Source organism: Streptomyces sp. 184, assembly GCF_045781775.1.
Lineage (GTDB): Bacteria > Actinomycetota > Actinomycetes > Streptomycetales > Streptomycetaceae > Streptomyces.
Genome location: NZ_CP123230.1, coordinates 8,098,165 through 8,116,237, shown reverse-complemented (window position 1 = coordinate 8,116,237; position 18,073 = coordinate 8,098,165). Strand labels below are relative to the sequence as shown.

The following is an 18,073-nucleotide window of genomic DNA, read 5'->3' as shown; positions in this document are numbered from 1 at the left end:
TAGGCCCTGCCGCCCAGGGCCTAGCGCCGCAGGCACGCTCCGTCCCCGTTTGCCTTGTTGCCTGCCCATCCGGGGGAGCACGAGCACATGACCAGTGCGTCGCATCTGCTGACGGAGGACCGCCCGGACTTCGAGCGGCTCCTCGATACCGCGCTGCACAGCGCCGAGTTCACGGTCGGCGCCGGTCGCGCACGCCCGCTCAACCCCGAGCAGCTTCGCACCAAGGCCCTTGGCGCCATGGCCGCAATTTCCGCGTGCGCGTCGGCCGAATACGAACGCTACGTACGACTGCGCACCGAGCTGCGCCGGCCCACCCCGAGCGGCGGAACCCTGGGCGGCGCGGAGGGCATCCGCTTCGCGGGCGCGATGGCCGGCGGCCAGAGCGGCAGCACCAACGCGGGCGTGGCCGCGGCGGCGGCGGTGCTGGTGCCGGTGCTGGCCGGTACGGCGGCGGTGATCTTCCTGCTCGTCGGCTATCTGCTGCAACTGATGGACCCCGAGCCCTCCGTGGCGTCCTCGATGCGCCAGGCGGGCTGGATCTTCGCGATGCTCGCGGTCGCCGCCATCGTCATCGCGATGGTCGCGCTGCTGCTGACGGCCGTACGCAACGGCTCGACGTCCATCAGGGCCGCGGCCAGCCGGGAGTTGACCGACGAGGTCGACAGAGCGCGCGAGGAGTGGCGCGAGGCGCTGCTCGCGCGGGGCATCCAGCCCTTCCTGGAGCAGGCCCTCGCCGTCGGGGCCGAGGCCGGCGGCCCGGAGGGCGTCGGTTCCGGGGGCGGCGGGGCGTACCCCGCGGTGCGTACCGACCCGGCCGCCACCCGCACCCCGCGCCTGGGCTACTCCCGCCCGGCGTTCTCCAGCCCCGACGACGGGCAGGCGAAGGACGGGCCGAGCTATTCGAGCCCGGACTTCACCAGCCCCGACTACGGCGGCCCCGAGCACGACCCGGACTGAGCCCCTTGCTGAACCGCTTGCTGAACCGCGGACAAAGAACCGCGTGCTGCACCGCGGGTCGGACGAGTAATCGATTGTCCGCGGCCCTGCCCGCGTTCTAGCCTCACGCCATGTCCCGGCTGCACATCTTCGACATGGACGGCACCCTGCTGCACGGCTCCTCCGCGAACATCGAGATGGCCCGGCAACTGGGCCTGGTCGCGGAGTTCCAGGCGCTGGACGCCGCGTTCGTCTCCGGCGAGATCGACACGTACGCCTACGCCCAGCACGCCCACGGCATGTGGAGCACCCTGACGCCCGAGATCCTGGCCCGTGCCTTCGCGGGCGCGCCGTGGCTCGCGGGGATACGCGACGTGTGGGCCGACATCACCGCGCGCGGCGAGCACTGTGCGGTGATTTCGCTGGCGCCCGGGTTCTTCGTCGAGCGGCTGCTGGAGTGGGGGGTGCACGCGGCGCACGGTTCGCGGTTTCCGGCGCTGCCGTTTTGCGAGCCGGTGGACATGGGGGGCATCCTGGGGCCGCCGGACAAGGTGCGGATCGCGGATCTGCTCTGCGCGGAGTACGGGCTGACGCGGGCGGACTGCATCGCGTACGGGGACTCCATGTCGGACACCCACCTGTTCGGGGTGGTGCCGCGGTCGGTCGCCGTGAACGCCGACCACCATGTGAGCGGGCTCGCCTCGCACGCGTACAGCGGGCTGGACCTGCGTGAGGCGTACGCGCTGACGCGCTAGCCGGCGCCCTCGGTGACGGAGCCGTCGGCGAGGAAGTCGGGGGCGAGGACCGCGAGGACGCCCTCGATGTTCGTGCGCAGAAAGGCGCGCAGGCTGGGCGGGACGACGTCGACGGAGTCGACGCCCTCGCGGGTGAAGGGGATGCGCACCGCCTCGTACTCGCCGCAGGGCTCGTCCACTTCGGGGCCGTGCCGCCGCATGAGGTCCATGGACGTCAGCCGGCAGGCGAAGAAGTGCTGGACCTTCACGCCGCGTTCGCCCTCGGGGACGGTGTCGACGAAGACGGGGACGACGCCGGTGACGCGGGCGCCAAGCTCCTCGTCCACCTCGCGGTGCAGGGCGGCGACGACGGAGGCGTCGGCGGGCTCGACGCCGCCGCCGGGGGTGATCCAGTAGGGCTCGCGGCCCGGCTTGGTGCGCTTGATGAGCAGCATCTCGTCGCCGTCGAGGAGGACGGCGCGGGCGGTGCGCTTGACCACGGGCCGGTGGGACACGGTCATGGGATGTATGTGGCACGCGGGGCGGCGGTCGAAACCCGCGCCCGCCGAACGAAACCGGCGGCAGGGTGCGTACCGCGGGAGCACCCCCGTCCCGCCGCGCCGGGCGCACGGGGCGCGGGGCGCGACGGGACGGGCGGGAGGGGTGGGGAGCCGGTGGACGGCGGCGGGGTGGTGCCGCCGCTCGTGCTCACCGCCGCATGTCGTCGTCGCCGTGCGGGTCGTCCGCGCCGTAGACGCGGTGGGTGGTGCCGCTCTCGTCGGTGCCCGGCCGGCTCTCGTGCGCGGTGCCGCCGGTGATGTCGCTGTGGGTCGTGTGGTCGCCGGGGGCGGGGGACGTACGGGAGGCGGACGTACCGCCCTTCATGCCGGACGAACCGGAAGTGCCGGACGTGCCACCGGACATGTCGCCCTTGCCGCCGTGCATGTGGCGCTTGCCGCCGTGTGCGTCGTGCTTGCCGCCGGCGCGCATGTCGTCGTCGGACTTGCGCATGTGGCCGGTGTCCGCGCCGTAGTCGCGGCGCGTGCCCGTGGTCTGCGCGGCGCGGTTGGTGGCCTCGCTGCGGCGGCTGCCCGTGCCGGACTTCTTCGCCAGCCCCGCGAGGCCCAGCAGACCTGCCAGGCCCAGCCAGCCCCAGTTGCTCGCGCCGTCGCCCTTCGGGCCGCGCGGGCCCTGCTCCTGCTGGACCGTGGTCTGGGGGCTGTCCGCCGGGGCGGCGGCGGGCTGCGCGCTCGCGCCGGTCAGGGGGGCCAGGGCGAGTATCCCGGCCGCACCCAGTGCTGCGGCGATCTTACGCATGGTGTGATCTCCCTTGAGAGCTGTTCCGACGGGCGTCTCGAACGCGGCTCTCGACCCGCGTGCCCGCGGTTTCCCCCACACACCATGAACACATGCCTTGCTGATTTACGCGAGTTTTATCCCTTTTGCTGGCTTTGTGCGGCGTCAGCGGGCGAGGGCGTACGCCAGCGCTTCCCGCAGGTCAGCGACGAGATCGGCGCTGTCCTCGACCCCCGCCGAGAACCTCACGAAGCCCTCCGGCACCGCGTCCCCGCCCCACCGCCCGCGCCGCTCCGCGGTCGAGCGCACGCCGCCGAAGCTCGTCGCCTCGTCGACCAGCCGCGCCGCACCCAGGAACCGCTCCGCCGCCGCCCGGTCCGGCAGCGTGAACGCCACCACGCACCCGTACCGCCCGGCGCGCATCTGGCGCGCGGCCAGCGCGTGCGCGGGATCGGACGGCAGGCCGGGATGGCGTACGTCCCGCACCCCGGGCGTCGCGCGCAGCGCTTCCGCGACGGCCAGGGCGTTCGCCGCCTGGCGCGCGGTGCGCAGCTCCAGGGTCGCCAGCGAACGGTGCGCGAGCCACGCCTCCATCGGACCGGGGATCGCGCCCGCCGTCTTCCGCCAGGTGCGCAGCCGGCGGGCGAGCGCGGGGTCGCGGGTGACGGCGTAGCCGAGGAGGACGTCGCCGTGGCCGGTGAGCGCCTTGGTGCCGCTGGCGACGGACAGGTCGGCGCCGAGCTCCAGGGGGCGCTGGCCGAGGGGGGTGGGCAGGGTGTTGTCGACGGCGACGAGGGCGCCGGCGGCGTGCGCGGCGGCGGCCAGGCGGCGGATGTCGCAGACGTCGAGACCGGGGTTGGAGGGGGACTCCAGCCACAGCAGGCGGGCGCCGTCGAGGAGTTCGGCCTGCGCGTCGCCGGCGGTGGGGGCGGCGCGTACCTCGGTGCCGTGCTCTTCGAGGAGGGTGCGCAGGCCGCCGGGGACGAGGTTGTAGCCGTCGGAGGGGAGGACGACGTGGCCGGGGCGGGGGGCGTCGGCGGGCTCCGCGGTGGGCGTGGGGCCGGGGAGGGCCATGAGGACGGCGGTGATCGCCGCCATGCCGGAGGCGAAGGCCACGGCCTCGGCGGGGACGCCGGGCGACTCCAGCTCGGCGAGGGCGGCTTCGAGGCGGGTCCAGGTGGGGTTGGCGTCGCGGCCGTAGTCGTAGGGGGCGGCGGTGACATCGCCGGGGAGGTGGTAGTGGGCGGCGAAGACGGGGCCGGGGAGGGCGGGTTCGTACGGCTCGGGGGCGGGGAGTCCGGCGCGTACGACGCGGGTGGCGTCGGCGTCAGCGGGGCGGGCGCCGGGGCCGGGCGAGGGCTGGGCGCCGGGGGGCTCGTCGGCGGGCGGGGGGTTGTCGTGGGTCATCGGCCGGCTCCCGTCAGTGCCGCGCGCGCCGCCGCGCCGCACTGCGCGCCGTAGCCTGCGCCGAACAGCGCGGCGTGCACGAGCAGGTGGTGGAGCTGGTACAGCGGGACCCGGCCGCGCCGGCCGGGCAGGGGGCGTACCTCCTCGTACGCCCCGAGCAGCCGCCCCAGGTGCGGGCAGCCGAACAGCTCCAGGAACGCGAGGTCCACCTCGGGGTGGCCGCCCTGCGCGGCGGGGTCGATGAGGTACGCGCGGTCGCCGGCGGCCCACTGCACGTTGCCCGACCACAGGTCGCCGTGGATGACGGCGGGCGGCTGCGGCGGGCCCGCGACCTCGTCGATCACGGCGCAGAGGCGCTCGACGGCGCGGGTGTCGGCGGGCGTGAGGGCGCCGTTGTCAGTGGCGAGGCGTAGAAAGGGAAGCAGCCGGTGCCGGGCGTAGAAGCCGGGCCAGTCGTCGGGGGAGGCGGGCGCATGTGCGGCGTGCTCAGGGGGTGGTTCCGGAGCCGGATCCGGGCCAGGGCCCGGACCAGGGATGCCCGGGCTGCCCGCGCCGTCCGGGACGGTCGGGGACGGAAGCGGCAGCGAGCCGATGTAGGCGGGCCAGGGCGTGCCGAAGGCGTCGGCGGGGGTGTCGTGCAGCGCGGCGAGATCGCGGCCCAGCCGCTCCGCCTGCGCGGGCGTCGCGGAGGCGGGTTCGATCCACTCCAGCAGGATCATCCCGGGCTCCTCGCCGAGCACGGCGGGGACGGCGACGGCGCCGGTGTCCGCGAGGAGGCGCAGGCCGTGCGCCTCGGCGGCGAAGAAGTCGGCGGGGACCGCGGCGCGGGTCTTGGCGAAGACGCGGCGGCCGTCGGCGAGTTCGAGGCGGTGCGCGGCGGAGATGTCCCCGCCGCCGACACCCGCGCGAGCGCGTACGGGGGCGCCGGCGAGCGCGGCGGCGCGCGCCTCGACGCCGCGGGGGCCGTCGGCGGACCGGCTGCCGGGGTCGCCGCTGCCAGAGGCGCCGCTGCCGGGGGCGGGTCCGGGTGCCGGGCCGGTCACGGGCGGGCGGTGAGTTCGTCGCGTACGGCCTGGAGCAGGCCGTCGGCGGCGGTCTCGATCAGGTCCAGAGCTTCTTCGAAGCCGCCGGTGCCGCCGTAGTAAGGGTCCTCGACGTCGCTCAGGTCGACGTCGGGCGCGAAGGAGAGGAGCAGCCGCACCTTCTCGGCGTCCACGGGCGTCGGCGCGATCTTGAGCAGCCGGCGCACGTGCCCGCTGTCGAGACCGAGGACGAGGTCGCGTTCGGCGAACCAGTCGGGGGTGAACTGCCGGGCGGTGTGCGCCAGCTCGTAGCCGTGCCCGGTGAGCACGGAGGCGGCGCGCGGGTCGGCCGTTTCGCCGACGTGCCAGCCGTCGGTGCCGGCGCTGTCCACCTCGATCTCGCCGTCGAGCCCCGCCTCCGCGACACGGGCGCGGAAGACGGCCTCGGCCATCGGCGAGCGGCAGATGTTGCCGGTGCAGACGAAGCAGACGCGGAAAGGCGCGGGTCGGGGGCGCTCGCTCGTTCGCATGCGCTCCATCCTGCCTCAGCCCGGGCGAGGGCGCCCGGTGCCGGTGGCCGGTACCTGCCGCCCGGAGGCTGACTTTCCGTTTCCGTACCGGCGCCCGCGTGCTCCCGGCCCGCGGACCGGGCTCGGGGGCCCGTGACGGCCCCGGTCGCAGCCCGGCGCTCAGTCCCGGTCGAGGGCCATGCTCGTCGCCCACGAGACGATGCTGATCACCAGTCCGCCGAGCACCGCCGTCCAGAACCCGTCCACGTGGAAGCTCAGGTCCGCCTCGTCCGCGATCCAGGAGGTGAGCAGCAGCATCAGCGCGTTGATCACGAGCGTGAACAGCCCGAGGGTCAGCACCAGCAGCGGCAGCGACAGGAGTTGCACGAGGGGCTTGACGATGAAGTTCACGACACCGAAGATCAACGCGACCAGCAGCAGCGTGAGCGCCTTGTCGGCGTTGTCGTCACCGGTGAGCGCGATGTCGGGGATCAGCCAGACGGCGACCGCGAGGGCGCCTGCGTTGGCCAGGGTCTTGATCAGGAAAGTCTTCATGGGTGTGATCGTTCCAGAGGTAGTCGGGAGCACCATGGAAGCGGAGGGCGGAGCACGATGAAGGCATTCCGGCTGGACGACCTGGAGGCGGAGCGCCGTGCGAACGACGGAGCGTACCTCCAGTTCCTGCGCGAACGGAACATGTCGGTGGGCCTGTACGCGCTGGACGCCGGGGCCACCGACACGCAGCAGCCGCACCGCCAGGACGAGGTCTACGTGATCATGAGCGGTCGCGGCTCTGTCACCGTGGGCGACGAAACCCTCCAGGTCGGAAGGGGCTGCGTCGTCTACGTACCGGCGGGCGTGCCGCATCGTTTCCACCACATCACCGAGGATCTCCGGGTACTGGTGGTCTTTTCTCCACCCGAGGCGTGAATCAGTCCCTCAGGGTCGCCTCGGGGTTCGTTCCGGGATGGACCGGGGCAGGGGGCACTCCCATCCGCCCGTCCGGCGTTTTAGCATCGAAGACACCGGGACAACCCCGGCGTACCGGAGGAGGAATGACCGTGTCCGTGAAAGAGATCACCGCGGGACTGCCGTGGTGGGTGACGTGGGTGCTGGTCCCGGCGATCGTGCTGGTGGTCTTCGGCAGCCTGATCATGTGGGTGGTCGGCGTCATCATCGGCCTGCTGTTCAAGGTGCTGCTGGCCGCGGCGCTGATCGCGGGTGCGATCTTCCTGGTGCGGAAGTTCATGACCGCGTCGTCGTCGAAGGGCGACTGGTAAGCCGGCCGCCGTTCCCGACTCCGGCGCTACCTCCGGCGCCGCCGACCGCCGCCGCCCCGGCGGCGGGAGCGGCCCTCGGGAGGAGCCGCGGCAGCGCCGGAGCCCGTGCCCGCCCCCGAACCCGGTCCGCCCCAGGCACCCGCACCCGTACCAGCCCCCGCCACCGCCCCTGGCCCTGAAGCCGGCCCGGCCCAGACACCACCCGCACCACTCGTACCAGCCCCCGCCCCAGAACCCGGCCCGGCTCCCGTCCCGGCCCCCGGACCCGGCTGCCCGCCCGGCCCGGCCCCCGGCCCCCGGCGGCGGTCGGCCGAGACGACGAGCGCCGCGAGCCCCGTCGTCAGCGGCACCGAGGCGACCAGCCCGATGCTCCCCACCAGGGTCCGTACGATCTCCTCGGCGACGAACTCGCTCGTCGCCACCGTGCCGACGCCCTGGTCGGCGATCGTGAAGAGCAGCAGCATCGGCAGCGCCGCCCCCGCGTACGCCAGGACCAGCGTGTTCACCACCGACGCGATGTGATCGCGCCCGATCCGCATCGCGGACGCGTACAGCTTCCGCCACGGCGCCGACGGATCCGCCTGCCGCAGCTCCCACACCGCCGACGCCTGCGTCACCGTCACGTCGTCGAGCACCCCGAGCGAGCCGATCAGCACCCCCGCCAGCAGCAGCCCGCTCATGTCGATGTCCGGGTACTGGGTGTGGATGAGCCCCGTGAAGTCGTCGGTGTTCCCCGTCAGCTTCGACCAGCCGATGAACAGCGAGCCCAGCAGCCCGATCAGCAGCAGCGACGCCAGCGTGCCGAGCGCCGCCACCGACGTACGCACGTTGAAGCCGTGACACAGGTAGAGCGCGATCAGCATGATGGCGCTGCCCCCGACCACCGCCACCACCAGCGGATTCGACCCGTCGAGGATCGCCGGCAGGATGAACAGGATCAGGATCGCGAAGCTCACCGCCAGCGCCGCGAGCGCCGCCAGCCCCCGCAGCCGCCCGACGATCACCACCGCCACCGCGAACACCAGCGCCAGCGCCGTCATCGGCACCGTACGCACCACGTCGGAGACCGCGTACTGCAACTCGCGCGGCGCCTTCGGCGAGTAGGAGACGACGAGTTCCTGCCCCACCTCGTACCGCCGGGACGCATCCGGCGCGACGACCTCCGTGAAGGTGCGCCCCGCGTGTTTGCCCGACGTCACCTCGATCGTCGCCTGCTCGCACACCGCGTCCTCGTCCGGCCGCGGCTCGTCCGCACCGCCACCGCCACCGCCGGGCGACCCCGGCTCCTGGATCTGCGCGCCCACATCCGAGCACTTCACCTGCTCGACCTTCGTGACCTTCGCCCGCTGCCGCTCCTGGTCGAAGCCGATACCGCTGCGCTCCCCGGCCGGTTCGTCCCCCGGCCACAGCGCGATCAGCCCGGCGAGCACCGCCAGCGCGAACGGGACGAGCACCGCGGCGATCACCGTACGCAGCCGGTGCGAGGCGGGCGGGGCCGGGGCGCCGCCGTGGTCGTGGGCATGGCCGTGCGAATGAGTCACGGCCAGATCATCGCAGGAACCGTCCCGGGGCCCTCTTTCGTGCCGGGACGTGCAGCGGTTAGCGTGGGCGGCGAACTGCACACCGCGGGAGCTCGGAGCACCGGGCTGAGAGGGCGCTGACAGATCCGAATCCGGACCGAAGCTGCGCCGACCGCCGAACCTGTTACCGGGTAATGCCGGCGTAGGGAGTGGGTCTCCATGACCGTTTCGGATGCACGTACGCCCGCCACCGGGGAATCCCCCGGGGATCCCACCGGGATCGGCTGGCACAAGGACCACCACCAACACCCCGTCCGGCCCGACATCAGGGTCCCGGTGCGGCGCGTGCACCTCACGAACGGCCGCGACGTGACGCTGTACGACACGTCCGGGCCGTACACCGACCCGACCATCGACACCGACGTACGCCGCGGGCTCACCCCGCTGCGCGACAACTGGATCATCGCCCGCGGCGACACCGAGGAGTACCCGGGCCGCCCGCCCAGCCCCGAGGACGACGGCCTCAAGCACACCTCACCCCGCGGCGGCCTGCGCAACCTCGACGCCGTCTTCCCCGGCCGCCCGCGCCAGCCGCGGCGCGCCCGCGGCGCCGCCGTCACGCAACTCGCGTACGCCAGAGCGGGGGAGATCACCGCGGAGATGGAGTTCGTCGCGCTGCGCGAGCGCGTCGAGCCCGCCTTCGTACGCGACGAGATCGCCGCCGGCCGCGCCGTGCTCCCCGCGAACGTCAACCACCCCGAGTCCGAACCGATGATCATCGGCAAGAACTTCCTGGTGAAGGTCAACGCCAACATCGGCAACTCCGCCGTCACCTCCTCCATCGAGGAGGAGGTGGAGAAGATGACATGGGCCACCCGCTGGGGCGCCGACACGGTCATGGACCTGTCCACCGGCCGCAACATCCACACCACCCGCGAGTGGATCCTGCGCAACTCCCCCGTCCCCATCGGCACCGTCCCCCTCTACCAGGCACTGGAGAAGGTCGACGGCCGCGCCGAGGAACTCAACTGGGACGTCTACCGCGACACCGTCATCGAGCAGTGCGAACAGGGCGTCGACTACATGACCGTCCACGCCGGCGTCCTGCTCCGCTACGTCCCGCTCACCGCCCGCCGCAAGACGGGCATCGTCTCCCGCGGCGGCTCCATCATGGCCGCCTGGTGCCTGGCCCACCACCGCGAGTCGTTCCTCTTCACCCACTTCGAGGAACTCTGCGAGATCCTCGCCGCCTACGACGTGACCTTCTCCCTCGGCGACGGCCTGCGCCCCGGCTCGATCGCCGACGCCAACGACGAGGCGCAGTTCGCGGAGCTGCACACCCTCGGCGAACTCAACCGGACCGCGAAGTCCCACGGCGTACAGACGATGATCGAGGGCCCGGGCCACGTCCCCATGCACAAGATCAAGGAGAACGTCGACCTCCAGCAGGAAATCTGCGAAGAGGCACCCTTCTACACCCTCGGCCCCCTGGCCACCGACATCGCCCCCGCCTACGACCACATCACCTCCGGCATCGGCGCGGCGATGATCGCCTGGTGGGGCACGGCGATGCTCTGCTACGTCACCCCCAAGGAACACCTGGGCCTCCCCGACCGCAACGACGTCAAAACCGGCGTCATCACCTACAAGATCGCCGCCCACGCCGCGGACCTCGCCAAGGGCCACCCCGGCGCCCAGGACTGGGACGACGCCCTCTCGGACGCCCGCTTCGAGTTCCGCTGGGAAGACCAGTTCAACCTGGCCCTCGACCCGGACACGGCCCGCGAGTTCCACGACGAGACCCTCCCGGCGGAACCGGCGAAGACGGCCCACTTCTGCTCGATGTGCGGCCCGAAGTTCTGCTCCATGAAGATCAGCCACGACATCCGCCGCGCACACGGCACGACGGAGGAGGAGATCGAAGCGGGCATGGCGGAGAAGTCCAAGGAGTTCGCAGCCTCGGGCAACCGCGTCTACCTCCCCCTCACGGACTGACCCACCACCCGCGAGGACGGGCCCGCATCGCACGAAAGACCGCGAGCCCGTCCTCTCGCATCCCCCCCCACTCGGCGACCGCCCCCGCCGCCGTGAGCGGGCGTCGCACAGCGACGCCCAACCGAGCCCCTGCTCACGGCGCACGGACGACCCCGGTGCTCCATCAGCTCCCGGCTCCGTCAGCTCCCGTGCTCTCATCGGCATGCCCGCCGATCGCGGGGCCTGCCACTGCGTCGCCTGCAAGGACATCGACGAGCCGGACCCCCGCACCCAGGCCACCATGCGCACCGTCGAGCGGCACGGCTGGCAGGTCGTCATGGTCCCCACCGACGACAAAGGCCCAGGCTGGGCCTACACCATCGGTCCGTGGCACCGTCACCGGATCCCCGAGCCGGCCGTGTTCGGCCCGGACAGCCACCTGACGCAGAACCTGCTCAACGGCCTCGGCCGGCGGGCGGTCGACGGACAGTCCGTGGCAGCCGACCAGACGCAGCACGACTTCACCGGCGCCACTGTCACCCTCAAGGCGATCGACTACCGCTGGTACAAGGCTTACTTCGGAACCGCGATCCGCTTCTACCGCAAGCCGCCGTTCCCGTTCCTCCAGGTCGTCCGGCAGGCCGGCGGCGAGGACCTCCGGACCGTCCAGCCCCAACTCTGGCTGCACCCCGACGCGCACCCCGCGGGCATCTGGACCCAGGACCTGTAGGGGACACGTGCTCGATCGGTGGCGTGATGAGCGTCGCGTGGTAAGGGATCCGGCTTTGCTGGACATTGCTGAACATGGACCAGGACGAGCGCAGTGAACAGCTGGAACGGCTGTTCCGACAGACCTACCGCCGGGTCATGGCCTACTGCCTGCGCCGGACCGACGAGAGCGCCGCGCACGACGCGGTGGCCGAGGCGTACGCGGTCGCCTGGCGTCGGCGACGGCACTTGCCCGCGGACGACGAACAGGCCGTGCTGTGGCTGCTGGGCATCGCCCGCCGGGTACTCGCCAACCAGGCACGCAGCCGGCACCGCTGGACGCGGTTGCTGCTGCGCGTGGCCCAGCGCGCCGATCCGGAGCCCGCCGCCGTCCACGGGCACGACACCACGGACGAGCTGGCCACGGCGCTGGCGGAGCTGCCGGCAGCCGATCGCGAACTGCTGCGCCTGGCCTACTGGGACGACCTGTCCCGAGCCGAGATCGCCGCGGTGCTCGGCATCTCCGTCGGTGCCGTCGACACCCGGATGCACCGGAGCAGGAAACGTCTCCGCGAGCGGCTCGCCGCCGCCAACCACCATCAGGCCACCCCAAAGGAGCGGGATCATGCTGAGCGATGACGAACTCGATCGGATGCTCCGCGACAGCGATCCGCATCCGGCTTCGACGGCCACGGCCACCGCCACCGACCCGGAGTCGCCGACCGCCGTACGGATCCTCGCCCGGGTGCGCCGCCGCACCCGGCGGCAGCGGCGCTTCCGGGTCATCGTCCCGGTCGTCGCGCTGGCCGTGGTCGGCGCCACCGCGGGGACCTACGCCTGGGTGGCCGGCGACGGCCAAGGACACACGCTCGACTCGTCGGGGCTCAACTGCGTCGGATCGTCCTCCTCCGATGCCGTCATGAATTTCAATCCCGTCACCCAGGATCCGGTGCGCGAGTGCCGGAGCAACTGGGAGGAAACGTTCGGCAAGCCGGCACCGGCCGAGCTCACCGCCTGCGTCGACAGCTCCCAGCAAGGCTCCATCAAGGTCTATCCCGGCGGCCGGGAACAGTGCGCACGCCACCGGGCCGACGTCTACCGCGGGCCGACAGGGACACAACTCGCTCTCGGCCGCTTCCGCACCGACATCGAGGCACACTTCGCGGGCCGCACCTGCGTCACGTATCCCGAGCTGCGCAAGGGGATCGACAAGTTCCTGACCAAGCACGGTCTCCACGAGTGGTCGACCCGCCTGCACTCCTCCGGCAACGAATCGGCAGACGCCTGCGCGGAGGTCGTCTACTACGACGAGCCGGAGCGGACCGTCTACATCTGGAACCACGAAGACGGCGACCCCATCATCTGGCCGTAGACCTCAACCACCTCAACCACCTCGGCCACCTCGACCGCCCGCGGCTCCCCGGCAGCCGCGGGCGGTCCGTGACGTCGAATGCGCCCCGCCGTCCGACCGGTGACCTCCCCGGCGGCATCTAGGGGGTCGGTTCGAGGAAGAGCCCTGCCAGGCGCGGGAGGCGGCGGTGCATCTCCTTGTCGTCGTCGAAGTCGAAGGCCTCGCCCATGTCCCCTTCCGTGCTCCCCCGGCCACCGGACTCGGCGCGGGCCGCGTAGAAGGCGTCGCGGTCTCCGGTACGGCGCTCGAAGGCGGTGCCGGCCGCGTAGTTCACCTCTTCGTAGAAGAGGGCCTCGTCGTAGAGCTTGGCCCGCCCTTCGAGCAGGGCGGCCTCGTCCCCGTACAACTGCGCCGCCTCGGTGACGGCCGGGTGCCCGGCGAGACCGTCCGGTTCGGCGGCCGCGCGCTCGTACCACTCGCGGCCGAGGGCGATCACCCCGGCGCGGAAGTCTATGAAGCTGTCGTCGGAGCAGCCGCCGCCTATGAGGTACGCCGCGGCCCACACGTCCCAGCGGTACAACGCATCGTGCGCCTCCGAGAATCGCGCCTCGAACTCCAGGATCTCCTGCGTGGAGAGCCCGGCGAGGAGCTTGACGAGCGCCTCGTCGAAAGGCTCGCCCGCCGCGACCGCGGCGGAGCGTGCCGATTCGACCAGGCCCCAGAACCGATCGATGTCCATGGCCCGTACTGTGCCACCCTCCACTGACAATCCGGTCGCGCCGGAACGGTGCCGAAAAGGCGTTGCACGGGCCCGGCAGGCGTGGGAAGTTGGCGGCCGTCCGCGATCTCGCGGACCAAGCCGCCGACCGGCCCGTCGGCGCACTCACGGTGAGGAACGAAGCCTTTGATCCCGGCGTCCGCCAGTGGCCGCCGTCGGCGCCGAACGGCCGGCCCGCTTCCGTAGCGGAGCCGTCGGCTCGTACCGCAGGACACGACCGTTCGGACACGACCCGTACGGCGGCCCCACGATGCCCGCGCGCAGTGCCGCGTGGGCGCTCTCTCCTGTCTGCGCACGTCAGAGACTTCGTGAGGTCGATATCACCGTGGCCACCACCATGGACAAGCAGGTCCAGAACTTCGCCGTCGCCAACCTCCGCCGCCGCCCCGCCGTGGTCGAGACCGGCGGATTCGTCGCGGGCTTCTCCCCCGACACCGACAGTCCGTACCTCAACTACGCAACCCCCCTGCCCGGCGCCGCGCCCACCCGCGGCGACGTCGCCGCGCTGGTCGGCGCCTTCCGGGAGCGGGGGCTGCTGCCGCGGCTGGAGTTCGCGCCGGAGGCCGCGCCCGCGGTGGCGCCGGCGCTGCGGGCGGCGGGGTTCGGGACGGAGGCGGTGCACGAATACCTCGTCTGCACCCCGGACACGTACACCGACCCCCTGCCCGGCGGCGACGGGCCGCGGGTCGAGACACCCGCCACCGACGAGGAGTTCCGGGCGCTGGACGCGGCGCTCGCCGAGGCGTTCGGCGGCGCGTTCGGCGCGTCGGCCGAGGGGGCGGCGCGGCTGCGGCGGCTGGCGGAGAGCGGCGGGGAGGCGCGTTTCGTACGGGCCGGGGACGGCGGTTGCGCCGGCGGCGCGACGTGCTCGCCACCGGCCGAGGACACCGCCGAACTCGCCGGCGTCGGCACCCGCCCGGCGCACCGGCGCCGCGGAGTCGCCGCGGCGGTGACCGCGGCGCTGACGAGGGCGATGTTCGGCCGCGGGGTCGGATCGGTGTGGCTGGAGTACTCCGGCGAAGGCTCCCGCCACACGTACACCCGCGTCGGCTACCGGCCCGGCGGCACCCGCCTGTACGTCTCGCTCCCGGCAACACCGCCCGCCTGACCGGGGGATGCGGGGGAGGGAGGGGCGGGGGGTGGGGTGCCGGGGCCGGGAGCGCTCCGGGGTCACAGCTCCGGCTTCCAGGGCAGGACGTGGAAGTCGCCGGTGCCGCGCTTGACCTTCTCGAACGGTGCCGAACTCACGCACGGCGCCAGGTCCTTGTCCTCCGCCGGGCTGCCCGTGCCGGCCCAGCTGTAGCCGAGGCGGTCGTTGCCGCCCTGGTCGTGGACGGTGACGCCGACGCGCAGACCCTTCGCGCCGGGGAGGTCGGTGTCGGTGATGGTGCCGGTGACGACGGCCACCTTGCCGCCGGTGACGAGGCAGTCGACATCGGCCTTTGCCCAGGCGCCTTCGCCGCCGAGGTAGTGGCTGAATCGGAAGGTGCCGGTGGCCTGGAGGGGGTCGTCGTTGTGCTTGGCGGCGAGGCGGGCGTCGAAGGAGAAGGTGATGTCGTCGCCGAGGGAGCGGGTGAGCTTCGCGGTACCGGTCAGGGCGGCGGCCGGCCGCTTCCCGCGATCGCCGCCGTGGGCTCGGGCTTCGGTGTCGGTGTCTGTGGCGGCTTCGGCTTCGGTGCCGGCGTGGACGGCGGCGTTCCGGGCGCGGTCGGCACCGCCGCGGTCGCCGTCGCCGCCGTCGCCGGTCGCGGCGGCGGTACCGGCGGTGGCCGTCGCGAGGAGGGCGGCGGTGAGGGCGACGGCGCGGAGGCGGTTGCTGCGTACGTAGCGCAAGGGAACTGCTCCTCAAGGGCTGTTGGCCCGGACGTTCCGGGTGCCAGCAGCTTCGCCCGCGGCGGGTGCGCGCCGCGTCAGCCCGCGGCGGCAAGTGACGTACCCCCGCGGTCTGGCCCACCGACCGGCGCGGCTACCTCCGGGGCATGACACGCTGTACGTGACCTGGCCATGTTCCCGACCACCGGCAGGGTGCGCCGCACCCCACCGCGGACGCCGCAGCCGCCGCTCGGCCGCCTCGAAGATCGAAGGGGACGGATTCCATGCCCACCGGATCGCTCGCCAAGGGCGCCAACCTGCCCGTCGACGCCCCCGCGGTACGCGCCGAACTCTCCTGGTCCGAGGGCCCCGGCGTGCCCGACGTCGACGCCTCGGCGCTGCTGCTCACCGCGGCCGGACGGGTCCGCGACGACGGCGACTTCGTCTTCTACAACCAGCCGCAGCACATCTCCCAGGCGGTCACCCACCTCGGCAAGCAGAACGGCGGCGGCCGGTACACCGACTCCGTCGAGGTGCTGCTGAAATCCCTGGGACCGGGCGTCGAGCGGGTCGTACTGTGCGCCTCGGCCGACGGCGGCACGTTCGGCCAGGTGCCCGGGCTGTCGCTGCGGCTGCTCGACGCCGGCACGGGCGGCGAGCTGGCCCGCTTCGACATGGAGGCGACGACGGAGACGGCGTTCGTCGGCGGGGAGCTGTACCTGCGCAACGGCCGCTGGAAGTTCCGCGCGGTGGGCCAGGGCTACGCCTCCGGGCTGGCCGGCCTGGCCACCGACTTCGGCATATCGGTCGACGACACACCCCCGGAGCACCTCCCTCCGGAGCACCAACCGCTGGGCCACCTCTCCCCGGAGCACCAACCCCGGGGCCACCACCCCCCGCCCCCTCCCTCCCCCATCCCCGCCCCGCCCGCACCGCCCGCACCCCGCTCGTATGCCGCCCCCGTGCCTGCCCCTGGACCTGCCGCCTCACCCGGCCCGGCCGGTGGGCCGCGCCTGGTCAAGGGCGAGGAGCATCTGCCCGTCGACATGCGCAAGCGGCTGTCGCTGCGCAAGGAGCAGGTGGCCATCAGCCTGCGCAAGCACGGGGCCGCCGATGTCTCCGCTCGCGTCGTCCTCGTCCTGGACGCGTCCGGTTCCATGACCCGCCTTTACGCCCAAGGCGCCGTCGCCGACGTCGTCGAGCGGATGGCCGCGGTCGCCGCGGAGCTGGACGACGACGGCGCCATGCAGGCGTGGACGTTCGCCTCCCATCCGGCCCGGCTTCCGGACCTGTTCCTGGGGGATCTCCCCGAGTGGCTGCGACTGCACGTGCACGTCGGGCAGCTCGCCCTCTTCCGCCCCCGCAAGAAGCGCAAGGGCCTGGAGAACGGGCAGATCGACATGCGGTCGGTCGGCATCCAGAACGAAGAGCAGAAGGTCATCGCCGAGGTCCGCGCCTACGTCCGCCAGAACCCGGCCCCCGACCCCACGCTCGTGCTGTTCTTCTCCGACGGCGGCGTCTACCGCAACGCCGAGATCGAGCGCGAGCTGCGCGAAGCGGTCGAGGAACCGATCTTCTGGCAGTTCGTGGGACTGGGTGCGTCCGACTACGGCGTACTGGAACGGTTCGACAGCCTCGGGGGCCGCCGCGTCGACAACGTCGGGTTCTTCGCCGTGGACGACATCGGTGGACTCCCCGACCCACAGCTCTACGACCGCCTCCTCTCGCAGTTCCCCGGCTGGATCACCGCCGCGCGCCACGTGCGCATCCTCTGACCCGGCCTCTGTCTCCCTCCTCCCCTACTCCTCGACTCCGGCGCCCGCCGGTGCCGCCGGGTCAGCTTCCGGCTGCGCCCGTGTGCGGGACAAGCGCGGATATGACCGTGTCCCACAGCTCCGGGGGCGGCATCTGGTGGCCCATGCCGGGCAGCGGTACGAGCCCCGCCCCCGGGATCTCGCGGGCCAGCGCCTCGCCGTGGGCGTACGGGAAGAGCGGGTCGTGCGTGCCGTGGAGCACGAGGGTCGGCGCGGTGATGCCGCCGAGGGAGAACGCGGCCGGCTCCTTGGCGTCGTCGAGCAGCCAGTGGTTGGCGGCAGCGGCGGGGACGGGGCTGCGGTCGAAGGCGCGGCCGGCGATGCGGCGTACGCGCTGCTCGTCCACGGGGATGGCGCCGGCGAAGGTGCGTTCACCGGCGAGGAAGTAGGAGACCACCGACTCGCGGTCCGACCAGTCCGGCCCCGGCTGCGGCTCCGCGAACTTCCGCGCCAGCTCCTCGCTCATCGGCGGCAGCTCGGGGCGGTCGGGCCCGCCCGGCGCCTCGGGGCTCGTGGAGATCAACGTCAGCGAGGCGACCCGGCCGGGATAGCGCGCCGCGATGAGCTGCGAGAGCCCGCCGCCCATCGAGACGCCCACGAGATGCGCCGAGGCGAGCCCGAGCGCGTCGAGCAGCCCGATCACGTCGGTGATCAGGTCCTCGCGGCCGTAGGTCGGCGCCCCGACCGGGAACGTCGTGGACCGGCCCGTATCGCGCGTATCGAAGCGGACGACGTACCGCCCGGCTGCGGCGAGGCGTGCGCAGAAGCCGTCCTCCCACCAGTCCATCGACGCCTCCGCGCCCCCGATCAGCAGGATCGGGGGATCCGCGGCTGCGCCGAACGTCTGCGTACAGATCTCGACATCCCCGACGCGCACCAATCGCTCGGCCGCGGGTTGGACTTGTGCCGTGGCGTTCATGATTTGCCTCCCT

The 18,073-nt window shown here is 72.8% G+C and carries 20 protein-coding genes and 1 riboswitch; of the genes, 10 read left to right on the top strand and 10 right to left on the bottom strand.

What is annotated here, in order from left to right:
- Positions 1 to 87 precede the first annotated feature (87 nt).
- Together QBL21_RS34835 and QBL21_RS34830 are read left to right on the top strand one after the other, a co-directional pair.
- Positions 88 to 957: a hypothetical protein gene (locus QBL21_RS34835; protein WP_407566203.1), complete on the top strand. Its 870-nt coding sequence runs from the start codon at positions 88 to 90 to the stop codon at positions 955 to 957.
- A 110-nt stretch (positions 958 to 1,067) separates the two neighbouring features.
- Positions 1,068 to 1,691 carry an HAD family hydrolase gene (locus tag QBL21_RS34830; protein WP_407566202.1) on the top strand — a complete coding sequence of 208 codons (624 nt, stop codon included), beginning with the start codon at positions 1,068 to 1,070 and terminating at the stop codon, positions 1,689 to 1,691.
- Here QBL21_RS34830 and QBL21_RS34825 read toward each other — a convergent pair.
- The 6 genes from QBL21_RS34825 to QBL21_RS34800 all read right to left on the bottom strand — a co-directional run bounded on the left by QBL21_RS34825 (position 1,688) and on the right by QBL21_RS34800 (position 6,459).
- Positions 1,688 to 2,191, bottom strand: coding sequence for an NUDIX hydrolase (locus QBL21_RS34825; RefSeq protein WP_407566201.1), 504 nt, complete (start codon positions 2,189 to 2,191; stop codon positions 1,688 to 1,690). The two genes, QBL21_RS34830 and QBL21_RS34825, sit on opposite strands and share 4 nt — an antisense overlap.
- A gap of 187 nt (positions 2,192 to 2,378) precedes the next feature.
- Positions 2,379 to 2,987, bottom strand: a complete 609-nt coding sequence (locus QBL21_RS34820) for a WGxxGxxG family protein (RefSeq protein WP_407566200.1) — start codon at positions 2,985 to 2,987, stop codon at positions 2,379 to 2,381.
- Positions 2,988 to 3,131: 144 nt separating this feature from the next.
- Positions 3,132 to 4,373 (bottom strand): cystathionine gamma-lyase, encoded by a 1,242-nt coding sequence (locus QBL21_RS34815; RefSeq protein WP_407566199.1) that lies wholly within the window; start codon positions 4,371 to 4,373, stop codon positions 3,132 to 3,134.
- Positions 4,370 to 5,416, bottom strand: a complete 1,047-nt coding sequence (locus tag QBL21_RS34810) for a fructosamine kinase family protein (protein ID WP_407566198.1) — start codon at positions 5,414 to 5,416, stop codon at positions 4,370 to 4,372. The genes QBL21_RS34815 and QBL21_RS34810 overlap by 4 nt, the downstream gene beginning before the upstream one ends.
- Entirely contained in the window at positions 5,413 to 5,934 is a 522-nt protein-coding gene (locus QBL21_RS34805; RefSeq protein WP_407566197.1) for a low molecular weight protein-tyrosine-phosphatase, read from the bottom strand. Before QBL21_RS34805 ends, QBL21_RS34810 begins: the two co-directional genes overlap by 4 nt.
- 150 nt (positions 5,935 to 6,084) lie before the next feature.
- On the bottom strand, positions 6,085 to 6,459 hold the full coding sequence (locus QBL21_RS34800; RefSeq protein ID WP_407566196.1) for a phage holin family protein: 375 nt from the start codon (positions 6,457 to 6,459) through the stop codon (positions 6,085 to 6,087).
- Positions 6,460 to 6,516: 57 nt separating this feature from the next.
- On the opposite strand from QBL21_RS34800, the gene QBL21_RS34795 reads away from it, so the two are divergent.
- Positions 6,517 to 6,834 (top strand): cupin domain-containing protein, encoded by a 318-nt coding sequence (locus QBL21_RS34795; RefSeq protein ID WP_407566195.1) that lies wholly within the window; start codon positions 6,517 to 6,519, stop codon positions 6,832 to 6,834.
- Between the two features lie 137 nt (positions 6,835 to 6,971).
- Positions 6,972 to 7,184 carry a DUF5326 family protein gene (locus tag QBL21_RS34790; RefSeq protein ID WP_407566669.1) on the top strand — a complete coding sequence of 71 codons (213 nt, stop codon included), beginning with the start codon at positions 6,972 to 6,974 and terminating at the stop codon, positions 7,182 to 7,184.
- Positions 7,185 to 7,210: 26 nt separating this feature from the next.
- On the opposite strand, the gene QBL21_RS34785 is transcribed toward QBL21_RS34790, so the two are convergent.
- A complete protein-coding gene (locus QBL21_RS34785; protein ID WP_407566194.1) occupies positions 7,211 to 8,725 on the bottom strand; it encodes a YibE/F family protein in 1,515 nt (504 codons plus the stop codon).
- 74 nt (positions 8,726 to 8,799) lie between these two features.
- Positions 8,800 to 8,931, top strand: a riboswitch (TPP riboswitch).
- Between QBL21_RS34785 and thiC the strand changes: the two genes are divergently transcribed.
- The 4 genes from thiC to QBL21_RS34765 all read left to right on the top strand — a co-directional run bounded on the left by thiC (position 8,924) and on the right by QBL21_RS34765 (position 12,758).
- Positions 8,924 to 10,699: a phosphomethylpyrimidine synthase ThiC gene (gene thiC / locus QBL21_RS34780; protein ID WP_407566193.1), complete on the top strand. Its 1,776-nt coding sequence runs from the start codon at positions 8,924 to 8,926 to the stop codon at positions 10,697 to 10,699. (Overlaps the previous riboswitch by 8 nt.)
- 202 nt (positions 10,700 to 10,901) lie before the next feature.
- Positions 10,902 to 11,408, top strand: coding sequence for a DUF4262 domain-containing protein (locus tag QBL21_RS34775; protein ID WP_407566192.1), 507 nt, complete (start codon positions 10,902 to 10,904; stop codon positions 11,406 to 11,408).
- A gap of 74 nt (positions 11,409 to 11,482) precedes the next feature.
- Entirely contained in the window at positions 11,483 to 12,025 is a 543-nt protein-coding gene (locus QBL21_RS34770; RefSeq protein WP_407566191.1) for an RNA polymerase sigma factor, read from the top strand.
- A complete protein-coding gene (locus QBL21_RS34765) occupies positions 12,012 to 12,758 on the top strand; it encodes a hypothetical protein (RefSeq protein ID WP_407566190.1) in 747 nt (248 codons plus the stop codon). Before QBL21_RS34770 ends, QBL21_RS34765 begins: the two co-directional genes overlap by 14 nt.
- A 118-nt stretch (positions 12,759 to 12,876) precedes the next feature.
- Here the strand turns inward: QBL21_RS34765 and QBL21_RS34760 are convergent, their stop codons facing one another.
- The gene (locus QBL21_RS34760; RefSeq protein ID WP_407566189.1) at positions 12,877 to 13,476 is read right to left on the bottom strand and encodes a DUF4240 domain-containing protein; all 600 of its coding nucleotides are present in this window, start codon (positions 13,474 to 13,476) and stop codon (positions 12,877 to 12,879) included.
- A 376-nt stretch (positions 13,477 to 13,852) separates the two neighbouring features.
- Here QBL21_RS34760 and QBL21_RS34755 point away from each other — a divergent pair, with 376 nt between their 5' ends.
- A complete protein-coding gene (locus tag QBL21_RS34755; protein ID WP_407566668.1) occupies positions 13,853 to 14,623 on the top strand; it encodes a GNAT family N-acetyltransferase in 771 nt (256 codons plus the stop codon).
- 62 nt (positions 14,624 to 14,685) lie between these two features.
- Here the strand turns inward: QBL21_RS34755 and QBL21_RS34750 are convergent, their stop codons facing one another.
- A complete protein-coding gene (locus QBL21_RS34750; protein WP_407566188.1) occupies positions 14,686 to 15,348 on the bottom strand; it encodes a Repetin in 663 nt (220 codons plus the stop codon).
- A 263-nt stretch (positions 15,349 to 15,611) separates the two neighbouring features.
- On the opposite strand from QBL21_RS34750, the gene QBL21_RS34745 reads away from it, so the two are divergent.
- Complete coding sequence (locus QBL21_RS34745; protein ID WP_407566187.1) at positions 15,612 to 17,102, top strand: VWA domain-containing protein; 1,491 nt, start codon at positions 15,612 to 15,614, stop codon at positions 17,100 to 17,102.
- A 61-nt stretch (positions 17,103 to 17,163) separates the two neighbouring features.
- Here QBL21_RS34745 and QBL21_RS34740 read toward each other — a convergent pair whose 3' ends face one another.
- Entirely contained in the window at positions 17,164 to 18,060 is an 897-nt protein-coding gene (locus QBL21_RS34740; protein ID WP_407566186.1) for an alpha/beta fold hydrolase, read from the bottom strand.
- Between the last annotated feature and the right edge of the window lie 13 nt (positions 18,061 to 18,073).